Below are 16742 nucleotides of genomic sequence, written 5' to 3' on the forward strand. Positions count from 1 at the left end.
GGAGATTGCCAAGCTGCCCGGCTCTCCCTATTTCTGCCACCAGATGGATTTTTGAGCTGATGGCGCGCGCCTTTCTTTTTGTTCTAGATTCTTTCGGCATCGGCCATGCGCCGGACGCTGCCCGCTTTGGCGACGAGGGCGCGAATACATTCGGTCATATCGCAGGCGCCTGCGCGGCGGGAAGAGCCGACCGGGCTGGTTTGCGAACAGGGCCGCTGGATCTTCCTCACATGCAGTCCCTCGGCTTGAACGCCGCGGCAGCCATTGCCGCAGGGCGCGAGCCCGAGCGCGGTTTCGCTTCAACGGGTTTCTTCGGCGCCGCCGAGGAACGTTCGACCGGGAAGGATACGCCTTCCGGCCACTGGGAGATCGCTGGTGTCCCGGTGCCCTTTGAATGGGGCTATTTCCCCGAGACCACACCCTCTTTCCCGGCCGAGTTGACGGGCAGGCTGATACGGGAAGCGAGCCTGCCGGGCATCCTCGCCAATTGCCACGCATCGGGAACGGAAGTTATCGCCCGTTTGGGTGAGGAACACATCCGTACGGGCAAGCCCATTTGCTACACGTCGGCGGACTCGGTCTTTCAGATTGCGGCGCACGAAACACATTTCGGATTGGACCGGCTCTATGCGGTATGCGAGACGGCGCGCAGACTGGTGGATGACTACAGGATCGGCCGCGTCATCGCCCGCCCCTTCGTCGGCGAAAGTGCCGAGACTTTCGAGCGCACGGCGAACCGGCGCGATTATGCCGTCCCCCCGCCTGAGCCGACCCTTCTTGATCGGGTGGAAGCCGCGGGCAGGCGGGTGATCGGTATCGGCAAGATCGGCGACATCTTCGCTCATCAGGGCGTGACGGAAGTGCGCAAGGCGGCCGGCAACATGGCTCTTTTCGACGCGGCGCTCGGTGCGATGGACGATGCGCGAGAGGGAGACCTTGTCTTCGCCAATTTTGTCGATTTCGACTCGCTCTATGGCCATCGGCGCGACGTCGCGGGCTATGCCGCCGCGCTTGAAGCATTCGACCGCCGCCTTCCGGAGGCGCTTGGGAAATTGCGGGCGGGGGATCTCCTGATCCTTACCGCCGATCACGGCTGCGATCCCACATGGCGGGGTACGGATCATACGCGTGAATGCGTTCCGATCCTGGGTGCAGGACCGGGATTGGCCAAAGGGTCCATTGGCCGCAGGCGCAGCTATGCCGACATAGGCGAGACCATCGCCTCGCATTTGGCGCTTCCCGCCGGCCGGCACGGCGTTTCTTTCCTGAACGCTCTGCAACATGCCTGAGCTTCCAGAGGTCGAAACAGTCCGGCGTGGCCTGGAGCCTGTGATGGAAGGCGCGCGGATAATCCACGTCGAGCAGCGCCGCGCCGATCTGCGCTTTCCCTTTCCCGCCGGCTTTTCCGAACACGTGAAAGGATGCAGGATCGAGGCTCTCGGGCGCCGCGCAAAATATCTGCTTCTCCACCTGGAAAACGGCAGGGTGCTCGTAAGCCATTTGGGCATGTCCGGCTCTTTTCGCATCGAGGAGAGCGGGTCGGACAAGCTTCGCGGTGACTTCCATTACGCGCGTTCAAAGGCCGAGAAGCACGACCATGTCGTCTTCCACCTGGCGCGGCACGAAGGCGGCTCGGCCCGCGTCATCTACAATGATCCGCGGCGCTTCGGCTTCATGCTTCTCCTGGACAGCGCGGATCTGGAAGCGCACCCGCTTTTTGCCGGGCTCGGCGTCGAACCCACCGGCAATGCGCTTGACGGCGCGCTTCTGGCCCGGCTGCTTGCCGGAAAGCGTGCCCCGCTCAAGGCTGCGCTCATGGACCAGCGGTTGGTGGCTGGCCTTGGCAACATCTATGTATGCGAGGCGCTTTGGCGCGCGGGTCTTTCACCGCGCCGTATCGCCGCTACGATCGCGACACGCGAGGGCAAATCGACGGGACGCAGCGAGCGTTTGGCTGGGGCGATCCGCACGGTTATTGCCGAGGCCATCGCGGCGGGAGGCTCATCCCTCAAGGATTATGTCCAGGCAGACGGCTCGCTCGGCTATTTTCAACATAGCTTCAGCGTCTATGATCGCGAGGGGAAGCCCTGCCGCAAGGAAGGTTGTTCAGGCACGATCCAGCGGTTCGTGCAGGGAGGCCGCTCTACATTCTATTGCCCTATATGTCAGCGCTAGCTGGTGAGGGTTTGCACGGGGAGAAGCTCTATGGCCTATGAAACGATTCTGGTGGAGACGCGTGGGCGGGTGGGTCTCATCACGCTCAACCGCCCGAAGGCGCTGAATGCGCTCAATACCAAAATGATGGAGGAGTTGATCGGCGCGGCAGAGGCATTCGACGCCAATCCGCGCGTGGGGACCGTTGTCATTACCGGGTCAGAGCGGGCCTTTGCCGCCGGGGCCGACATCAAGGAGATGCAGCCCAAGACATTCATTGATGTCTATATGGAAGACCTCTATTCGGATTGGGAGCGGCTCACCCGTGTCCGCAAGCCTCTCATCGCTGCGGTAAGCGGCTATGCGCTTGGGGGCGGTTGTGAGCTGGCGATGATGTGCGATTTCATCATAGCGGCTGATAATGCCAAGTTCGGCCAGCCGGAGATCACCCTTGGTGTCACGCCGGGCATGGGCGGGTCCCAGCGCCTTGCTCGTTTCGTTGGAAAATCCAAGGCCATGGAGATGTGCCTGACGGGCCGCATGATGGATGCGGAGGAGGCTGAGCGTTGTGGCCTGGTCTCCCGTGTCGTACCTCTGGGAGAATTGATTGAGGATGTGCTTGAGGTGGCCGGCAAAATTGCCGAGTTTTCCATGCCCGCGGTGATGATGACGAAAGAGGCCGTCAACCGCGCCTATGAGACGACGCTTTCGGAAGGCCTGCGGTTCGAGCGGCGGGCCTTCCATTCCCTGTTTGCGCTTGATGACCGGGAGGAAGGCATGGCCGCCTTTACGGAAAAGCGCTCTCCGCAATTCCGTAACCGTTGACGCGTTGGGATCCCTCGACTATAAGCCGCCTCGACTGAGGTAGCCCTTGGGGCTGCCCTTTTGTTTTGCGCCTCGGCTCATCCGTGAGGTTGAGCTGGTGGCTAGGATTAGAACGAGAGAGGAATTATGGCCAACACCACTTCGGCCAAGAAGGCGGTGCGCAAGATCGCCCGCCGTACGGCGATCAACAAGACCCGCCGTTCGCGTGTCCGTACTTATGTCCGCAAGGTCGAGGAGGCGATTGCCTCTGGTGATAAAGGCGCTGCGGAAGCCGCGCTCAAGGCAGCTCAGCCGGAATTGATGCGCGCTGCCACCCGGGGCGTTCTTCACAAGAATACTGCCGCGCGTAAGGTTTCTCGACTCGCTCGTCGTGTTAAGACCTTGAACGCTTGAGATCCCGGCCTGGGATCTCCAACCCGGCCTAACGCCGGGTTTTTCTTTGCCGTGCAATGACTTGGCTTCACCTCCGTGAGGGGGCGTAGCTATGCTCATTATTTATTTTGCCGGCGTTTTTCTTCCAGCCTTAGGAAAACTGTCATACAAATGACTGCCCCCTCAATAGGGGCAGGATAGATTTCTATAACATAATCAACTGCTTACAAAAGTTTATCCACAGCAAAAAAGTGTCGCGTGGCGGGGTGATGGGGCGAGCGAATGTCAAGCAGATTTTTTCACTTTTTTTCTTCGCGCATGCCTCGGAAACCCTGCTGGCAAAAGCGGTTGGAATCAAAACGAGTTAAGCATTTCCGTGCCTGCGGATCGATGCACGGAGTGCCGCAACTGGGCAAAAAAGCAACAGTATCGCACTTGCTCTGCCTGCACGACTTTCGGTAATGTCCTCCCCATCAAAGAGGGCAGGCTTGGCCGCCCAGAAAACCAGAGAAAAGACGCAGCTGCTGCGGCGCGGAGAAATTCGCGCTCGTGTTGGCGTGTGGTCGGAGAAGGGGTACCGGATTGGTTTGAAGGGGGCTGTATTCCGGTTGGAAACCAGGGCTGCGGATTAGTGCCAGCTCGGGGGTAAAGGTTTGCAGTTAGTCACCAGTATCAAAAGTGCGGAGAGGCAGCAGTGCCGATAGGGAAGTTTGCGGGCGGTCGCCTGTAGCAGGGCGGGGATAATCACCGTCTGTTTGAATTAAAAATAGAAGCATTTTTTAACAGGGAAACGAGGATGCAAAGCGGCGTTGAGAGGGAAGTCGGGGGAGGGTTCTCTTTTCACGGCTCGGCGGCTCATGAAGAAGCGGAGAGCTCCGGAGAGGCCATGGCAGTGTTCGAACGGGTTCGGGCACAACTGAAGGCCCGGCTCGGTACGGAGGTTTATTCCAGCTGGTTTGGGCGCATGAAGCTGGCGGAGACCTCCAAAGGTGTAGTTCGCATTTCTGTCCCGACGGCATTTCTGAGGGCCTGGATCAACGGCCACTATCTTGATCTGATCACCAGTCTTTGGAAGGCGGAGGATCCGTCCACCTTGAAGGTGGAGATTGTGGTTCGCACGGCGACGCGCACATCGCCCGTCAAGGCGGATGTCAAGCCCGTGCCGGCGCGGAAGGCAAGTGGCCAGCCTCAGCAGGCGCTCGCGTCGGTCGGGGTCAACGGGGCCCGGGTCACGCCCCTGCCTACGGCAAAAGCAGACCAGGCGATGCGGCCCAGCATGTTCGGATCGCCGCTCGACAGCCGCTTCACCTTTGAATCCTTCATTGAGGGCGCCTCGAACCGTGTTGCCTATGCGGCCGCCCGAACGGTGGCGGAACTGGCGGCAGGGGCCATAAGGTTCAATCCGCTCTTCATTCATGCCTCGGTCGGCCTCGGGAAAACACACCTCTTGCAGGCCGTCGCCGCGGCTTCCTTGAAGCGGCGCCCGCAATCGCGCGTTGTCTATCTTACCGCGGAATACTTCATGTGGCGCTTTGCCACTGCGATACGCGACAACAACGCGCTTACCCTAAAGGAACAACTCCGGGACATCGATCTCCTCATTATCGATGACATGCAGTTTCTGCAGGGCAAATCGATACAGAACGAGTTCTGCCACCTTCTCAATATGTTGCTCGACAGCGCCAGGCAGGTGGTCGTGGCAGCCGACCGGCCGGTATCGGAATTGGAGTCGCTGGAGCCGCGCGTAAAGTCGCGTCTGAACGGCGGCGTGTCTCTCGAGATGCTCACGCCGGATTACGACCTCAGGCTGGCCATGCTTAAGCAGCGTCTCGCCTGCGCTCGCGTCGAGGATCCTTCCCTAGATATCCCTCTGGAAGTGCTGGAGCATGTGGCACAGGTGGTGACCGGCAGCGGGCGCGAGCTTGAGGGTGCGTTCAACCAGCTCGTTTTCCGCCATTCCTTCGAACCGCAGATCACACTTGAGCGCATCGACGAAATCCTGGGTCCCGTCTGTCGCACCGGCGAGCCGAGGCGCGTGCGCATCGAGGATATCCAGCGCATCGTCGCTCGGCATTACAATGTGTCGAAGACGGAGCTTCTTTCCAATCGGCGCACCCGTTCCATCGTGAAGCCGCGCCAGGTGGCAATGTACCTTGCCAAGGTAATGACGCCTCGCTCGCTGCCGGAGATCGGCCGCCGCTTCGGCGGTCGCGATCACACGACGGTGCTGCATGCGGTGCGCAAAATCGAAGGCATGTCGGGGGACGACAAGCAGCTTGCGCAGGAGATCGAGCTTCTGAAGAGGCTGATCAGCGATCAAGCTTAAGCGGGAGTGCGCCTAAAAACGCTCGTAGAAGCGTTATCCCCAGAAAGCCCGCGGAAATCGGCTAACGCCTTTTCGCGGGCTTGCCTTTTTTCCGGTTTTCCTGTCAGTTTGGCGCAATTTCTATCAGGTCGAGGCGGGCCGTGACGGCATTCGCCAGGCCGCTCCTCATCAGGCGAGAACAGAGGTTATGCGCGTAGTCCTTGAACGTTCCAATCTTCTGAAGTCGCTCGGCCATGTTCATCGGGTGGTGGAACGGCGTAATACCATTCCCATTCTCTCCAATGTGCTGCTTTCAGCTGATGGTGCGAGCCTGGAGATGAAAGCGACCGACCTCGATCTGGAGATGACGGAAGCAGCGCCGGCCTCCGTGGAGCAGGGAGGCGCCACCACCGTGCCTGCGCATCTGCTCTACGATATCGTCCGCAAGCTGCCGGACGGTGCTGAGGTGATGTTGAAGGTGGATGAGAACGGCCAGACCATGTCGGTCATTTCGGGCCGTTCCACCTTCCGCTTGCAATGCCTGCCCAAGGCGGATTTCCCGGCCCTTACGGCTGGCCAGTTTTCGCATATTTTCCGCATGGAATCCGCCGTCCTGCGCAGCCTGGTGGAGAAGACCCAGTTCGCCATCTCGACCGAGGAGACGCGTTATTATTTGAACGGCATCTTCCTTCACACGCTTGAATCGGATGGAGCGCTCAAGCTTCGGGCCGTGGCAACCGATGGCCACCGCCTTGCGCGGGCGGAGATCGAGGCGCCCGCCGGTTCGGAAGGGATGCCCGGCATCATTGTACCGCGCAAAACCGTTGGCGAATTGCAGAAGCTGGTGGACGATCCGGATGTTGCCGTCACTGTGGAGCTTTCGGACACGAAAATCCGCTTCACAATTGGCAGTGTTGTGCTTACGTCCAAGCTGATCGACGGCACGTTCCCCGATTATCAGCGCGTCATCCCGGTAGGCAACGACAAGGAACTGCTCATCGACAGGCAGAGCTTCTCGGCGGCGGTCGATCGTGTCTCCACCGTCTCCTCGGAGCGCGGACGGGCGGTGAAACTTTCCATTTCGGACGGTCAGGTGACCTTTACGGTCAACAATCCGGATTCGGGCAGCGCGACGGAAGAAATACCTGCGGGCTATAACGCGGATCCCATCGAAATCGGTTTCAACGCGCGCTACCTCTTGGACGTTGCAGCGCAACTGTCGGGCAGTGAAGCGAAGTTTCTCCTGGCCGACGCCGGCTCGCCGACGCTCATCCAGGATACGTCCGACGAGCGCGTGCTTTACGTCCTGATGCCGATGCGGGTGTGACGACGACGGCCACGACAGGAACTCCGGAAAAGCGGCCGGCGCAGGTCCATATCGCCAAGCTGACGCTCTCCAATTTTCGCAACTACGCCTCGCTCTCGCTCGGCCTGCAGCCTGGCGCGGTGGTGCTTACCGGCGAGAACGGCGCCGGCAAGACGAACCTGCTCGAAGCAATCTCCTTTCTCTCCCCCGGTCGTGGACTGCGGCGCGCCACATTGGAAGAGGCGATGCGCATCGGCTCCAGCGATGGTTTTGCGGTGCATGCGGAGGTGGAAGGACCTTATGGCTCCTGTCGGATTGGGACGGGAACGGCCGGTACGGCAGCTGAGGGATCAGAATCCGGGCGACGTGTGCGCATCGATGGCGAGCCCCAGCGCAGCGCTGAAGCCATGCTCGATTGGTTGCGGGTGATCTGGCTTACCCCGGCTATGGACGCGCTCTTCACCGGGGCTTCGGCTGATCGCAGGCGCTTTTTGGACCGCCTTGTCCTGGCAATCGATCCAGCGCATGGCCGCCGGGCGGCGGATTATGAAAAAGCCATGCGCTCCCGCAACCGGCTTTTCGCGGATGATGTGCGGGACGATGCCTGGTTCGATGCCATCGAGATGCAGATGGCCGAAACCGGCGTGGCGATTGCCGCGGCGCGTGCCGAGATGTTGCGGCTGCTTGCCGCAATGATTGAGCGTCTTCCTGCCGGCAGTCCCTTTCCCAAGGCGCTGCTCGCGCTAGAAGGCACGGTGGACGAGGCGATTGCACGAAACCCGGCTGTCGAGGTTGAGGAGGATTTCCGTACTCGCTTGCGCGAAGAGCGCCCGAGAGACCGCGCGGCGGGGCGGGCGCTCGAAGGGCCGCACCGCAGCGAGCTCCTGGTGCGCCATGCGCCCAAGGACATGCCGGCGGAAAGCTGTTCGACCGGAGAACAAAAGGCGCTTCTCGTTGGGCTCGTGCTTGCCCATGCACGGCTGACCGCTGAGCTTTCAGGCATGGCGCCGATTCTGCTCCTGGACGAAATCTCCGCCCATTTCGATGCCGATCGCCGCGCGGCCCTCTTCGACATCCTCGAGGATCTCAACTGCCAGGCCTTCATGACCGGTACGGAACGCGCGCTCTTCTCCAGCCTGGAGGGCCGGGCCCAATTTCTCGCCGTATCGGGCGGCGCAATTCAGTCGGTTTGAGCGCGGCGCACCTGACAAGCCGCCTCCGGCGAAGTATGGTCCCGCCATGAACGATACGATCCTTTCCGACGAAGAGCTTGAGCGCTACGCGCGCCATATCGTGCTGCCCGAGATCGGCGGCGCGGGCCAGCAGAAACTGAAGCGCGCCCGGGTTCTGGTGCTGGGTGCAGGCGGGCTTGGAGCTCCCGTCTTGCAGTATCTGGCGGCCGCAGGCGTGGGGACACTCGGCATCGTAGACGACGACCATGTCTCGCTGTCGAATCTGCAGCGGCAGATCATCCATGAGACGAAAGCGGTCGGGCTACCCAAGACCGAGAGCGCTAAGACCGCCATCGAACGCCTCAACCCTCACACAAAAGTCGAGTCACACGTCCGTCGGCTCGATCCCGCGAATGCCGGTCCGCTGATCGCGCGCTATCACGTGGTGGTGGATGGTTCCGACAATTTCGAGACGCGCTATACGCTCGCCGATACCTGCGCGGAACAGAAGGTGCCGCTGATCACGGCGGCGGTGGGGCGTTTCGACGGCTCCCTCACTGTGCTGAAGCCCTATGAAACGACAGCGGATGGCCGACCGCTGCCTTCCTATCGGGACCTGTTCCCGGAGGCGCCGCCGCCTGGAATGGTGCCCACCTGCGCGGAAGCGGGAATCGTCGGCGCTCTCACCGGTGTCATGGGAACATTGCAGGCGATGGAAGCCATCAAGCTCATCACAGGCATCGGTGAACCCTTGATAGGGCGCCTGCTCCTCTACGACGCGCTGGCCTGCCGCTTCGAGATTGTCCGCTACGGGCCGAAACAGGCCTGAAACAGCGGCTATTCAACGGCCGTCCTGATGGCGGCAATGTTCTGCCGGTAGGCGTCCTCCCCATTTCCTTTAAAGATCGAGGAGCCAGCCACAAGCACATTGGCACCGGCTGCAACGACTGCCCCCGCATTTTCGGCGGTGATGCCCCCGTCCACTTCAATGTCGATCGGCCGATTGCCCACCATCTGTCTCACACGCCGGATCTTCTTCACCGCAGAAGGGATAAAGGCTTGCCCGCCGAAGCCGGGATTGACGGTCATGATCAGGATCAGGTCAACATCGTCCAGCACATATTCGATCGCGCTTTCCGGTGTTGCCGGATTGAGCGAAACGCCCGCTTTCTTGCCCAGTTTCCTGATCGTCTGCAGCGACCGGTGGAGGTGCGGGCCAGCCTCCGCATGGACCGTCAGCACGTCGCATCCCGCTTCCGCGAAGGCGGCGAGGTAAGGGTCCGCCGGCGCAATCATCAGATGACAATCGAACACCTTGTTTGTCCGGTCGCGAATGGCCTTCACGACGGGCGGGCCAAATGTGATATTCGGAACGAAATGCCCGTCCATGATGTCCAGGTGAATCCAGTCCGCGCCGGCCGCGGCCACTGCCGTCACCTCTTCACCCAAGCGCGAGAAATCGGAGGCGAGGATGGATGGCGCGATCTTGACGGGCCGGCTGGCTTCCATTGGGTGTTTTCCCTTACTTCAAGGATTTTTCTAGGTCAGGCGCTTTCGGCAGTATTCGTGCCGCTCACGCGTGCGTTGAAGTCAGCGAAAAATTGGGAGGCAAGCTTCTTGGACGTGGACTCGATCAGGCGTCCGCCCAATTGTGCCATCTTGCCGCCGACATCCGCCTTGGCCTGATAGGATAGGATGGTCACATCCGCGCCGTCTTCCTTGAGTTTCACATCGGCGCCGCCTTTGGCGAAGCCGGCCACCCCGCCCTTTCCCTCTCCGGAAATCGTATAGGAGTAGGGCGGATTGAGATTTGTCAGCTCGACCTCGCCGTTGAACCGCGCCTTGATTGGACCGATTTTGAGGGAAACGACGGCGGAAAACTCAGTATCCGACTTCTTTTCCAGCGCTTCACATCCGGGAATGCAGTCCTTCAGCACCGCCGGATCGTTCAATGCGCGCCAGACGGCATCGACCGGTGCTGAGATCCGCTCTTCTCCTTCGATGATCATCGCCATGGCCTATCCCTTCTCTCGAAATCCTCCTTGGCTAGCCCAGTGAACGCTTCTTGTCCATTGGGAAGGCCATCGTCATTGCCGCTCCGTGAGCGGTAAAAGGGCGTGATTTCAGAGATATCCCGGGCCTGCTAGCGCTGGAGATCGATTTTCGTATGGCGCGGTGGAACGACCCGTCTTCTAAGCAGGGCGTCAGTCTTCTGACTGAGCCTTGGAATCCTGCGCCCCATCGAATTCCTTGGGATCGAAGAGATATTCCTTCGAACAGAATTCGCAGTTGACGCGAATGATGCCGTCTTCGGTGCTTTCCTTGATTTCCTCGGCAGTGAAGCCATCGAGGATGGTTTTGATTTTCTCACGCGAGCAGGAGCAGTTGTCGATCACGTCCACGCCGTCATAGACGCGCACGCCCTGCTCGTGGAACAGGCGATAGAGAAGCCTTTCAGCGCCGACGGTGGGATCTAGAAGCTCGTCGACTTCGACGGTGTTCAGAAGCGCCAGTGCCTCCTGCCAGGCATTGTCGTCGGGGTGGCCGTTGCCCTCGTTCTCTTCGTCGCCGTCGCCGCCCGGTAGATCGCCCATGCGGGCACGTTCGGGCACGGAGGGCAGGAACTGGACAAGCAGTCCGCCGGCGCGCCAGCGCCCCTTTCCGCTCTCGCCCGGCATGACAATGCGAGCCACGCCAAGGCGCACTTCGGTCGGGATCTGCTCCGACTGGCGGAAATAGCTGCGCGCCACGTCCTCCAATGTAGAGCCGTCTAGCTGCACTATGCCCTGATAACGCTGCGTATAGGGTCCTTGGTCGATCGTAAGCGCCAGGATGCCCTCTCCGAGCAATGCCTCTGGCGAAGCCGCCCCCTGCTCGACTGCGTCGGCGAGCCGAGCCTCATCGAACCGGGCATAGGCACGCACTGAACCGGGCGTGGAGAAGTCGGCCACCAGCATGTCGACCGGGCCGTCGGAACGCGTCTGGACGATGAACTTACCGTCGAATTTCAGCGAGCTGCCGAGAAGGACCGTCAGAACGATCACTTCGGCCAAGAGCCGCGCGACTGGCTCCGGATAGGCATGACGCTCCAGAATCTGGTCGAGCATCGCACCAACCTGCACGGCGCGCCCGCGCACGTCGAGCATCTCCACCTCGAAAGGCACGACGTGATCGTCTCCGGCGAAGCCGAAGTCGCCCAATTTCGCCGTATCGTCGTTCACTGGCCGAGGCACCAGGCGAGAACGGCTTTCTGGGCGTGCAAGCGGTTCTCCGCCTCGTCGAACACCACCGAGTGGGGGCCGTCGATAACGCCGTCGGTCACCTCCTCGCCGCGATGGGCGGGCAGGCAGTGCATGAAAAGTGCCTCTTTCTTAGCGAAGCTCATCAGCCTCTCGTTCACTTGATAGGGTTGGAACACATTGTGTCCTCGCGCGCGGTGCTCCTGGCCCATTGAGATCCAGGTGTCGGTCACCACGCAATCGGCCCCGCGCACCGCCGCTTCCGGGTCGCTGGTGAGGGTCACGCGTCCGCCATTCGTCTTTGCCCACTCCACATAGTGAGCGGAGGGCTCGCTGCCAACCGGTGTGGCGATGTTTAACCTGAAACCGAAGCGTGCCGACGCCTCTAGGAGGGAATGCAGCACGTTGTTGCCATCGCCCGACCACGCGAAGAGCCGGTCCTTCACATCGCCGCGATGCTCCTCGAATGTCATGATATCAGCCATGATCTGGCACGGATGCGTGTCGTCAGTAAGCCCGTTGATGACGGGTACGGTGGCGTTTTCGGCAAGCTCCAGAAGCCTCTCATGGGCCGTGGTGCGGATCATGATGGCATCGACGTAGCGCGAAAGCACCTTGGCCGTGTCGGCGATCGTCTCGCTGCGACCGAGCTGCATTTCCATGCCGGTAAGCATGATCGTATCGCCGCCGAGCTGGCGCATCGCCACATCAAACGAAACGCGCGTGCGGGTCGAAGGCTTGTCGAAGATCATCGCAAGCACTTTGCCTTCGAAGGGCTTGCCGGCCTTCCCTGATTTCAGCAGCGCCTTGCGCTCCTTGGCATCGTCCAGAATGGACCGCAGATCGGCGGCAGAAACGGCGGAAAGATCGATGAAATTGCGTGCCAAGGCAGTCACACCTTTGTCGCTGTGGCAATTGAGGACGCAGATACCAAGCTTTCCATGGCGCGATGGATACGCTCCAGCCCCTCCTGAATATCTTCATCAGTGACATTGAGCGGCGGCAGCAGGCGGAGCACATTCTCTCCGGCCGGCGCCACAAGTATTCCCTCCTCGCGCAGCGCCTGCTGCAGCGCGGAAGTGGGGCTCTTGCAGCGGATTCCGAGCAGCAGCCCGGTGCCGCGGATCTCGTCCACGATATCGGGGAAGGTGTCGGCAATTGCGGCGAGGCCTTGCTTGAGGAGCAGGCCCCTGCGGCTCACCTCATCGAGGAAGCCAGGCTCCAGGACCACGTCCAGCACTGCGTTTCCAACCGCCATCGCGAGGGGATTGCCACCGAAAGTGGTGCCGTGCACGCCTGGTGTCATTCCCTTTGCGGCTTCCTCTGTTGCCAGGCACGCGCCCATCGGAAAACCGCCTCCGATGCCTTTCGCGATGGCCGCAATATCAGGTGCTACGCCAGTCCATTCATAGGCAAAGAGCTTTCCGGTGCGGCCGATCCCCGTCTGAACTTCGTCGAAGATCAGCAGCAGGCCATGCTTGTCGCAGAGTTCCCTCAATCCCTGAATGAACTGGGCGGGGGGCATACGGATGCCGCCCTCACCCTGGATCGGCTCAATGAGAATGGCGGCGGTCTCGGGTGTGATGGCGTTTTCAACGGCCCGCAGATCCCCGAAGGGCAACTGGTCAAAACCTTCGACCTTTGGACCGAAGCCCTCCAGATATTTCTTCTGGCCGCCGGCAGCGATGGTCGCAAGCGTACGGCCGTGGAATGCGCCTTCGAAAGTGATGATGCGGAAGCGGTTTTCCTGCCCGTTGACGTAATGATAGCGCCGCGCCGTCTTGATGGCGCATTCGAGCGCCTCCGCGCCCGAATTGGTGAAGAACACCTTGTCTGCGAAGCTATGCTCGGCAAGCCGCTCGCCCAGGCGGCGCTGACCGGGAATCTCGTAAAGATTTGAAACGTGCCACAGCTTGCCGGCTTGCTCGGTAAGGGCGGCCACCAGATGCGGATGGGCGTGACCCAGGGAATTGACCGCTATTCCCGCGGCAAAATCTAGATATCGCGTCCCGTCGGCGGTGATCAGCCACGATCCTTCCCCCCGCTCGAAAGAAAGGGGTAGCCTCGCAAAAGTATCAAAAAGCGCCGAACCGCTCATGCGCACATTCCTCGGGATTCTGCTCGACGGCACCAAGCCGCGATGCCGATGAAATCAAAATGCCGCCCCAAGGGCGGCAAGCGGCCTTTTTATCAGCATTTTCCTTCACGAAGTCAACGAAAAGAGGGCCTGCGGCACCGAAGTGGAATGCGAAGGAAGGATGAACGATTTTCGCCAAGTTGGGGAAAACCGCAAAAAGCGATTCGCGATCCGAGTCGGACTCTTGTCATGGAGTCAATCAGTAAGGTAGGTTTACTGAGTAACGACTAGATTTCGTGCGGCGGACCTTCAGAACCATATAGATATGGTATCTACTCGGCATTTTGCCGAGGGGAGGGGGCAGGGATTCCGCACGCTTGCACAGGAGCGTGTCCTGATGAATTGGACTGACGAACGGGTCGAACAGTTGAAGAAGCTTTGGTCGGAGGGGCTGAGTGCCAGCCAAATTGCGGCGCAGTTGGGCGGCGTCAGCCGCAACGCTGTTATCGGCAAGGTGCATCGATTGAAGCTTTCCGCCCGGGGCAGGGCGACGGCTGTGCCGGCGCGGCGCAAGAAGGCGGCGACAGCCGCTTCTGCCAGCGGCGCTGCCGCCGCGGCTGGCGCGCGCAAGCAGCGCAATGCCAATCCTAGGCCGGTCACGGCCTCCATCGGAGCGACCGCGCTCAAGCTGCAGTTCGAAGAAGATGCGGTCGCCCATCAGTACCTGCGCCCGATCGAAAACGTGGTTGTTCCGATTTCACGAAATCTGAAGCTAACCGAGCTGACGGAACGTACTTGCAAATGGCCCAACGGGGACCCGCTGGTGGAGGATTTCAGCTTCTGCGGAAGCGATACCGCGGATTCGGGGCCCTATTGCACCTATCATTCCCGACTAGCCTATCAGCCGGCGTGGGAACGCCGCCGCAGCAGATAAGGACGGGGCAACAACGAGCGGACCGATCCTCTCGGGCGGCTTTAGCCGCCCTCCTTTTCTCAAGCGGTTTACCGCGTCGCGGGAACTCTGACGAGTTCTGGCGCATCGCCTGAACACCGGCTCGGTTTCGGGAAGCGCGATGCGAAAGTTCCGGCTGCCTATCTCGACAATTCCGTCGGCACTGGCGCCACCACTTTGTGGCTCTGGTCTTCTTTGGGGCGCTCCGGCGGCATCGAGGCGCCCGTCACTATATGATAGACGGTCTCGGCGATATTGGTCGCGTGATCGCCGATGCGCTCGATATTCTTTGCGCAGAAAATCAGATGCGTGCACGCCGAGATATTGCGCGGGTCTTCCATCATATAGGTGAGGAGCTCGCGGAACAGTGAGGTGTACATCGCGTCGATCTCCTCGTCGCGATCGCGCACGAGGCCGAGCTTCTCCGCCGAGCGGGAGGCATAGGCGTCGAGCACTTCCTTGAGCTGGGTCAAAGCGAGCTCGGTCAAAGAGGAGACCCCGCGCAACAGGCGCACCGGCTGGCGCGCTTCTGTGATGGCGACGACCCGCTTCGCGATGTTCTTGCCGAGATCGCCTATTCGTTCTAGATCGCCGGAGATGCGGATTGCACCCAGAATTTCGCGAAGGTCGGCCGCCATGGGCTGACGTTTGGCGATAATGATGACCGCCTTTTCCCCGATTTCGCGTTCCTTCTCATCAAGAAAGGCGTCGTCTAAAACGACTTTCCGCGCCAGTGCCGTATCGCCTGATACCAGCGCTGAGACGGCCTCATCCACCATCCGTTCGGCATAGCCGCCCATCCCGCCGATCTGGTTGGCGAGAAAGCGCAGCTCCTCATCAAAGTTGCGGATAGTATGCTGGCTCTGCATTTTTGGGAGCCTCCTGGCGCAAATCACCCCTGTCATGACGTAGGCTAGCTACATGACGGAAAAAAGAAATAGGCTCCAGGAGAAGATTTTCAGCCAGGTAGAGGCTGTGTTCACTCCCCATCAGGCGTGATTGGGAGCGGGGAAATGGATCGTGAAGGACGATCCCTCCCCAATCTTGGAGCGGATCGAGAGCCGCGCGTCGTGGCGCGTCAGGATGTGCTTGACAATCGCAAGGCCGAGGCCGGTCCCCTTCGGGGCACGCCCCTTTTCGACAGTGACGCGGTAGAAACGCTCCGTAATCCTGGGAATATGCTCTTCCGGAATTCCCGGCCCGAAATCGGTAACGGTGACCGTCCTCTCCAGCCCTTCGACAGGCTTGCCGGCCGAGACGATAACACGCCCTCCGGGGCTGCCATATTTGCAGGCGTTTTCGAGCAGGTTCTCGAACACTTGCACAAGCTCGTCCTGGTGGCCGAGTACCTCAAGGGGCTCGTCAGGCATGTCGAGCTCGATGGTGACGCCGGAATCTTTGGCGAGGGTCGCAAGCGCATCCCGCACCCCGCCGATAACCGGGCGCAGGTCTATCTTTTCGGTGGGCTTCCCGTAGGGCTTGACCTCCAGGCGAGACAGCGAAAGCAAATCGTCGATCAATCGGGCCATGCGCGAGGTTTGATCCTGCATGATCTGCAAAAAGCTGTCACGTGCCTTGGCGTCATCGCGTGCCGGCCCGCGCAGCGTCTCTATGAATCCGGCGATTGAGGCAAGCGGTGTGCGCAGCTCATGGCTCGCATTGGCGATAAAGTCGGCCCTCATCCGGTCGATGCGCCGAGCTTCGCTTTGGTCCTTGAACAGCAGCACGAAAAGTCCAGAGCCGTCACTGATCCGCGTTGCCGATACCCGATAGGCGCGCTCGACAGGGACGCGCTCGATATAGTCTATGCCAAAGGGGCCCGCTCCCCCTTCCATTATGCGGAGGATGAAGTTTTGCATTTCCGGCGCGCGGAATTTCAGTTGCAGGGGCATTCCGGGCGCAAGCGAGCCGAAAGCGAGTGACGCTGCTTCATTGGCGTGCACGACATCGCCATTCGCGTCGCAGAAGATCAGGGGGTCGTGAACGGCTGCTGCCAAGTCAAGGGCAAGCAGCGTCTCCATTCGGCGCCCGCCGCCCTCTCGACGCTCTTCAGGTTGTATCCCCTGCGTTTTTTGGGGAAGAAAAAGAGCTATCGGTACAATAATCGCAATCGCAATCGCCGCGCCCAGTCCGCTGCCGCCTAAGGAAAGGTCGAGCACAAGGCAGGCAGCCGCGGAGACGGCAAGCACCGTGCCGTGGCGAGCAAGCCGCTCGCGCGCCGCCAGCAGCAGGTTCCGCAAAGGCCTTGTTTTGGTGTCCGTCATCTCCTGCCCCCGACCTGCTACTAGACCGCCTTGATCGTGACGGCTAGCATCAAACCTACTGTCGCAAAGGATAAAG

General features: G+C 60.6%; 17 protein-coding genes. 9 read left to right on the plus strand and 8 right to left on the minus strand.

The window, feature by feature from the left end; genetic code table 11:
• Positions 1–59: 59 nt before the first annotated feature.
• The 8 genes from GNP00_RS19315 to GNP00_RS19350 all read left to right on the plus strand — a co-directional run bounded on the left by GNP00_RS19315 (position 60) and on the right by GNP00_RS19350 (position 8963).
• Positions 60–1289 carry a phosphopentomutase gene (locus tag GNP00_RS19315; RefSeq protein ID WP_011583407.1) on the plus strand — a complete coding sequence of 410 codons (1230 nt, stop codon included), beginning with the start codon at positions 60–62 and terminating at the stop codon, positions 1287–1289.
• Positions 1282–2175 carry a bifunctional DNA-formamidopyrimidine glycosylase/DNA-(apurinic or apyrimidinic site) lyase gene (gene mutM, locus GNP00_RS19320; protein ID WP_011583408.1) on the plus strand — a complete coding sequence of 298 codons (894 nt, stop codon included), beginning with the start codon at positions 1282–1284 and terminating at the stop codon, positions 2173–2175. Before GNP00_RS19315 ends, mutM begins: the two co-directional genes overlap by 8 nt.
• Before the next feature lie 30 nt (positions 2176–2205).
• On the plus strand, positions 2206–2979 hold the full coding sequence (locus GNP00_RS19325) for an enoyl-CoA hydratase (RefSeq protein ID WP_011583409.1): 774 nt from the start codon (positions 2206–2208) through the stop codon (positions 2977–2979).
• Positions 2980–3105: 126 nt separating this feature from the next.
• Positions 3106–3372 (plus strand): 30S ribosomal protein S20, encoded by a 267-nt coding sequence (gene rpsT, locus GNP00_RS19330; RefSeq protein ID WP_011583410.1) that lies wholly within the window; start codon positions 3106–3108, stop codon positions 3370–3372.
• 775 nt (positions 3373–4147) lie between these two features.
• Positions 4148–5677, plus strand: a complete 1530-nt coding sequence (gene dnaA / locus GNP00_RS19335) for a chromosomal replication initiator protein DnaA (protein WP_041544310.1) — start codon at positions 4148–4150, stop codon at positions 5675–5677.
• A 187-nt stretch (positions 5678–5864) separates the two neighbouring features.
• Positions 5865–6983, plus strand: coding sequence for a DNA polymerase III subunit beta (dnaN, locus tag GNP00_RS19340; protein ID WP_011579350.1), 1119 nt, complete (start codon positions 5865–5867; stop codon positions 6981–6983).
• Positions 6980–8155, plus strand: coding sequence for a DNA replication/repair protein RecF (gene recF, locus GNP00_RS19345; protein WP_011579351.1), 1176 nt, complete (start codon positions 6980–6982; stop codon positions 8153–8155). The genes dnaN and recF overlap by 4 nt, the downstream gene beginning before the upstream one ends.
• A 46-nt stretch (positions 8156–8201) precedes the next feature.
• A complete protein-coding gene (locus GNP00_RS19350; protein WP_011579352.1) occupies positions 8202–8963 on the plus strand; it encodes a molybdopterin-synthase adenylyltransferase MoeB in 762 nt (253 codons plus the stop codon).
• Positions 8964–8971: 8 nt separating this feature from the next.
• Here the strand turns inward: GNP00_RS19350 and rpe are convergent, their stop codons facing one another.
• The 6 genes from rpe to GNP00_RS19380 all read right to left on the minus strand — a co-directional run bounded on the left by rpe (position 8972) and on the right by GNP00_RS19380 (position 13649).
• The gene (gene rpe / locus GNP00_RS19355) at positions 8972–9643 is read right to left on the minus strand and encodes a ribulose-phosphate 3-epimerase (RefSeq protein ID WP_011579353.1); all 672 of its coding nucleotides are present in this window, start codon (positions 9641–9643) and stop codon (positions 8972–8974) included.
• Between the two features lie 35 nt (positions 9644–9678).
• The gene (locus GNP00_RS19360; RefSeq protein ID WP_011579354.1) at positions 9679–10149 is read right to left on the minus strand and encodes an SRPBCC family protein; all 471 of its coding nucleotides are present in this window, start codon (positions 10147–10149) and stop codon (positions 9679–9681) included.
• 189 nt (positions 10150–10338) lie between these two features.
• Entirely contained in the window at positions 10339–11355 is a 1017-nt protein-coding gene (locus GNP00_RS19365; RefSeq protein ID WP_011579355.1) for an Hsp33 family molecular chaperone, read from the minus strand.
• Positions 11352–12260 carry an ornithine carbamoyltransferase gene (argF, locus tag GNP00_RS19370; RefSeq protein WP_011579356.1) on the minus strand — a complete coding sequence of 303 codons (909 nt, stop codon included), beginning with the start codon at positions 12258–12260 and terminating at the stop codon, positions 11352–11354. The genes GNP00_RS19365 and argF overlap by 4 nt, the downstream gene beginning before the upstream one ends.
• A gap of 5 nt (positions 12261–12265) precedes the next feature.
• Complete coding sequence (locus GNP00_RS19375; protein ID WP_011579357.1) at positions 12266–13471, minus strand: aspartate aminotransferase family protein; 1206 nt, start codon at positions 13469–13471, stop codon at positions 12266–12268.
• Positions 13449–13649: a hypothetical protein gene (locus GNP00_RS19380; protein ID WP_041544315.1), complete on the minus strand. Its 201-nt coding sequence runs from the start codon at positions 13647–13649 to the stop codon at positions 13449–13451. The genes GNP00_RS19375 and GNP00_RS19380 overlap by 23 nt, the downstream gene beginning before the upstream one ends.
• Before the next feature lie 198 nt (positions 13650–13847).
• On the opposite strand from GNP00_RS19380, the gene GNP00_RS19385 reads away from it, so the two are divergent.
• Positions 13848–14384 (plus strand): GcrA family cell cycle regulator, encoded by a 537-nt coding sequence (locus tag GNP00_RS19385; protein ID WP_166016231.1) that lies wholly within the window; start codon positions 13848–13850, stop codon positions 14382–14384.
• Positions 14385–14542: 158 nt separating this feature from the next.
• Here the strand turns inward: GNP00_RS19385 and phoU are convergent, their stop codons facing one another.
• Together phoU and GNP00_RS19395 are read right to left on the minus strand one after the other, a co-directional pair.
• Positions 14543–15271, minus strand: coding sequence for a phosphate signaling complex protein PhoU (gene phoU, locus GNP00_RS19390; RefSeq protein ID WP_011579359.1), 729 nt, complete (start codon positions 15269–15271; stop codon positions 14543–14545).
• Between the two features lie 120 nt (positions 15272–15391).
• Positions 15392–16666: an ATP-binding protein gene (locus GNP00_RS19395; protein WP_011579360.1), complete on the minus strand. Its 1275-nt coding sequence runs from the start codon at positions 16664–16666 to the stop codon at positions 15392–15394.
• Positions 16667–16742: the final 76 nt, after the last annotated feature.

Source organism: Chelativorans multitrophicus (assembly GCF_011317445.1).
Taxonomy (GTDB): Bacteria; Pseudomonadota; Alphaproteobacteria; order Rhizobiales; family Rhizobiaceae; genus Chelativorans; species Chelativorans multitrophicus.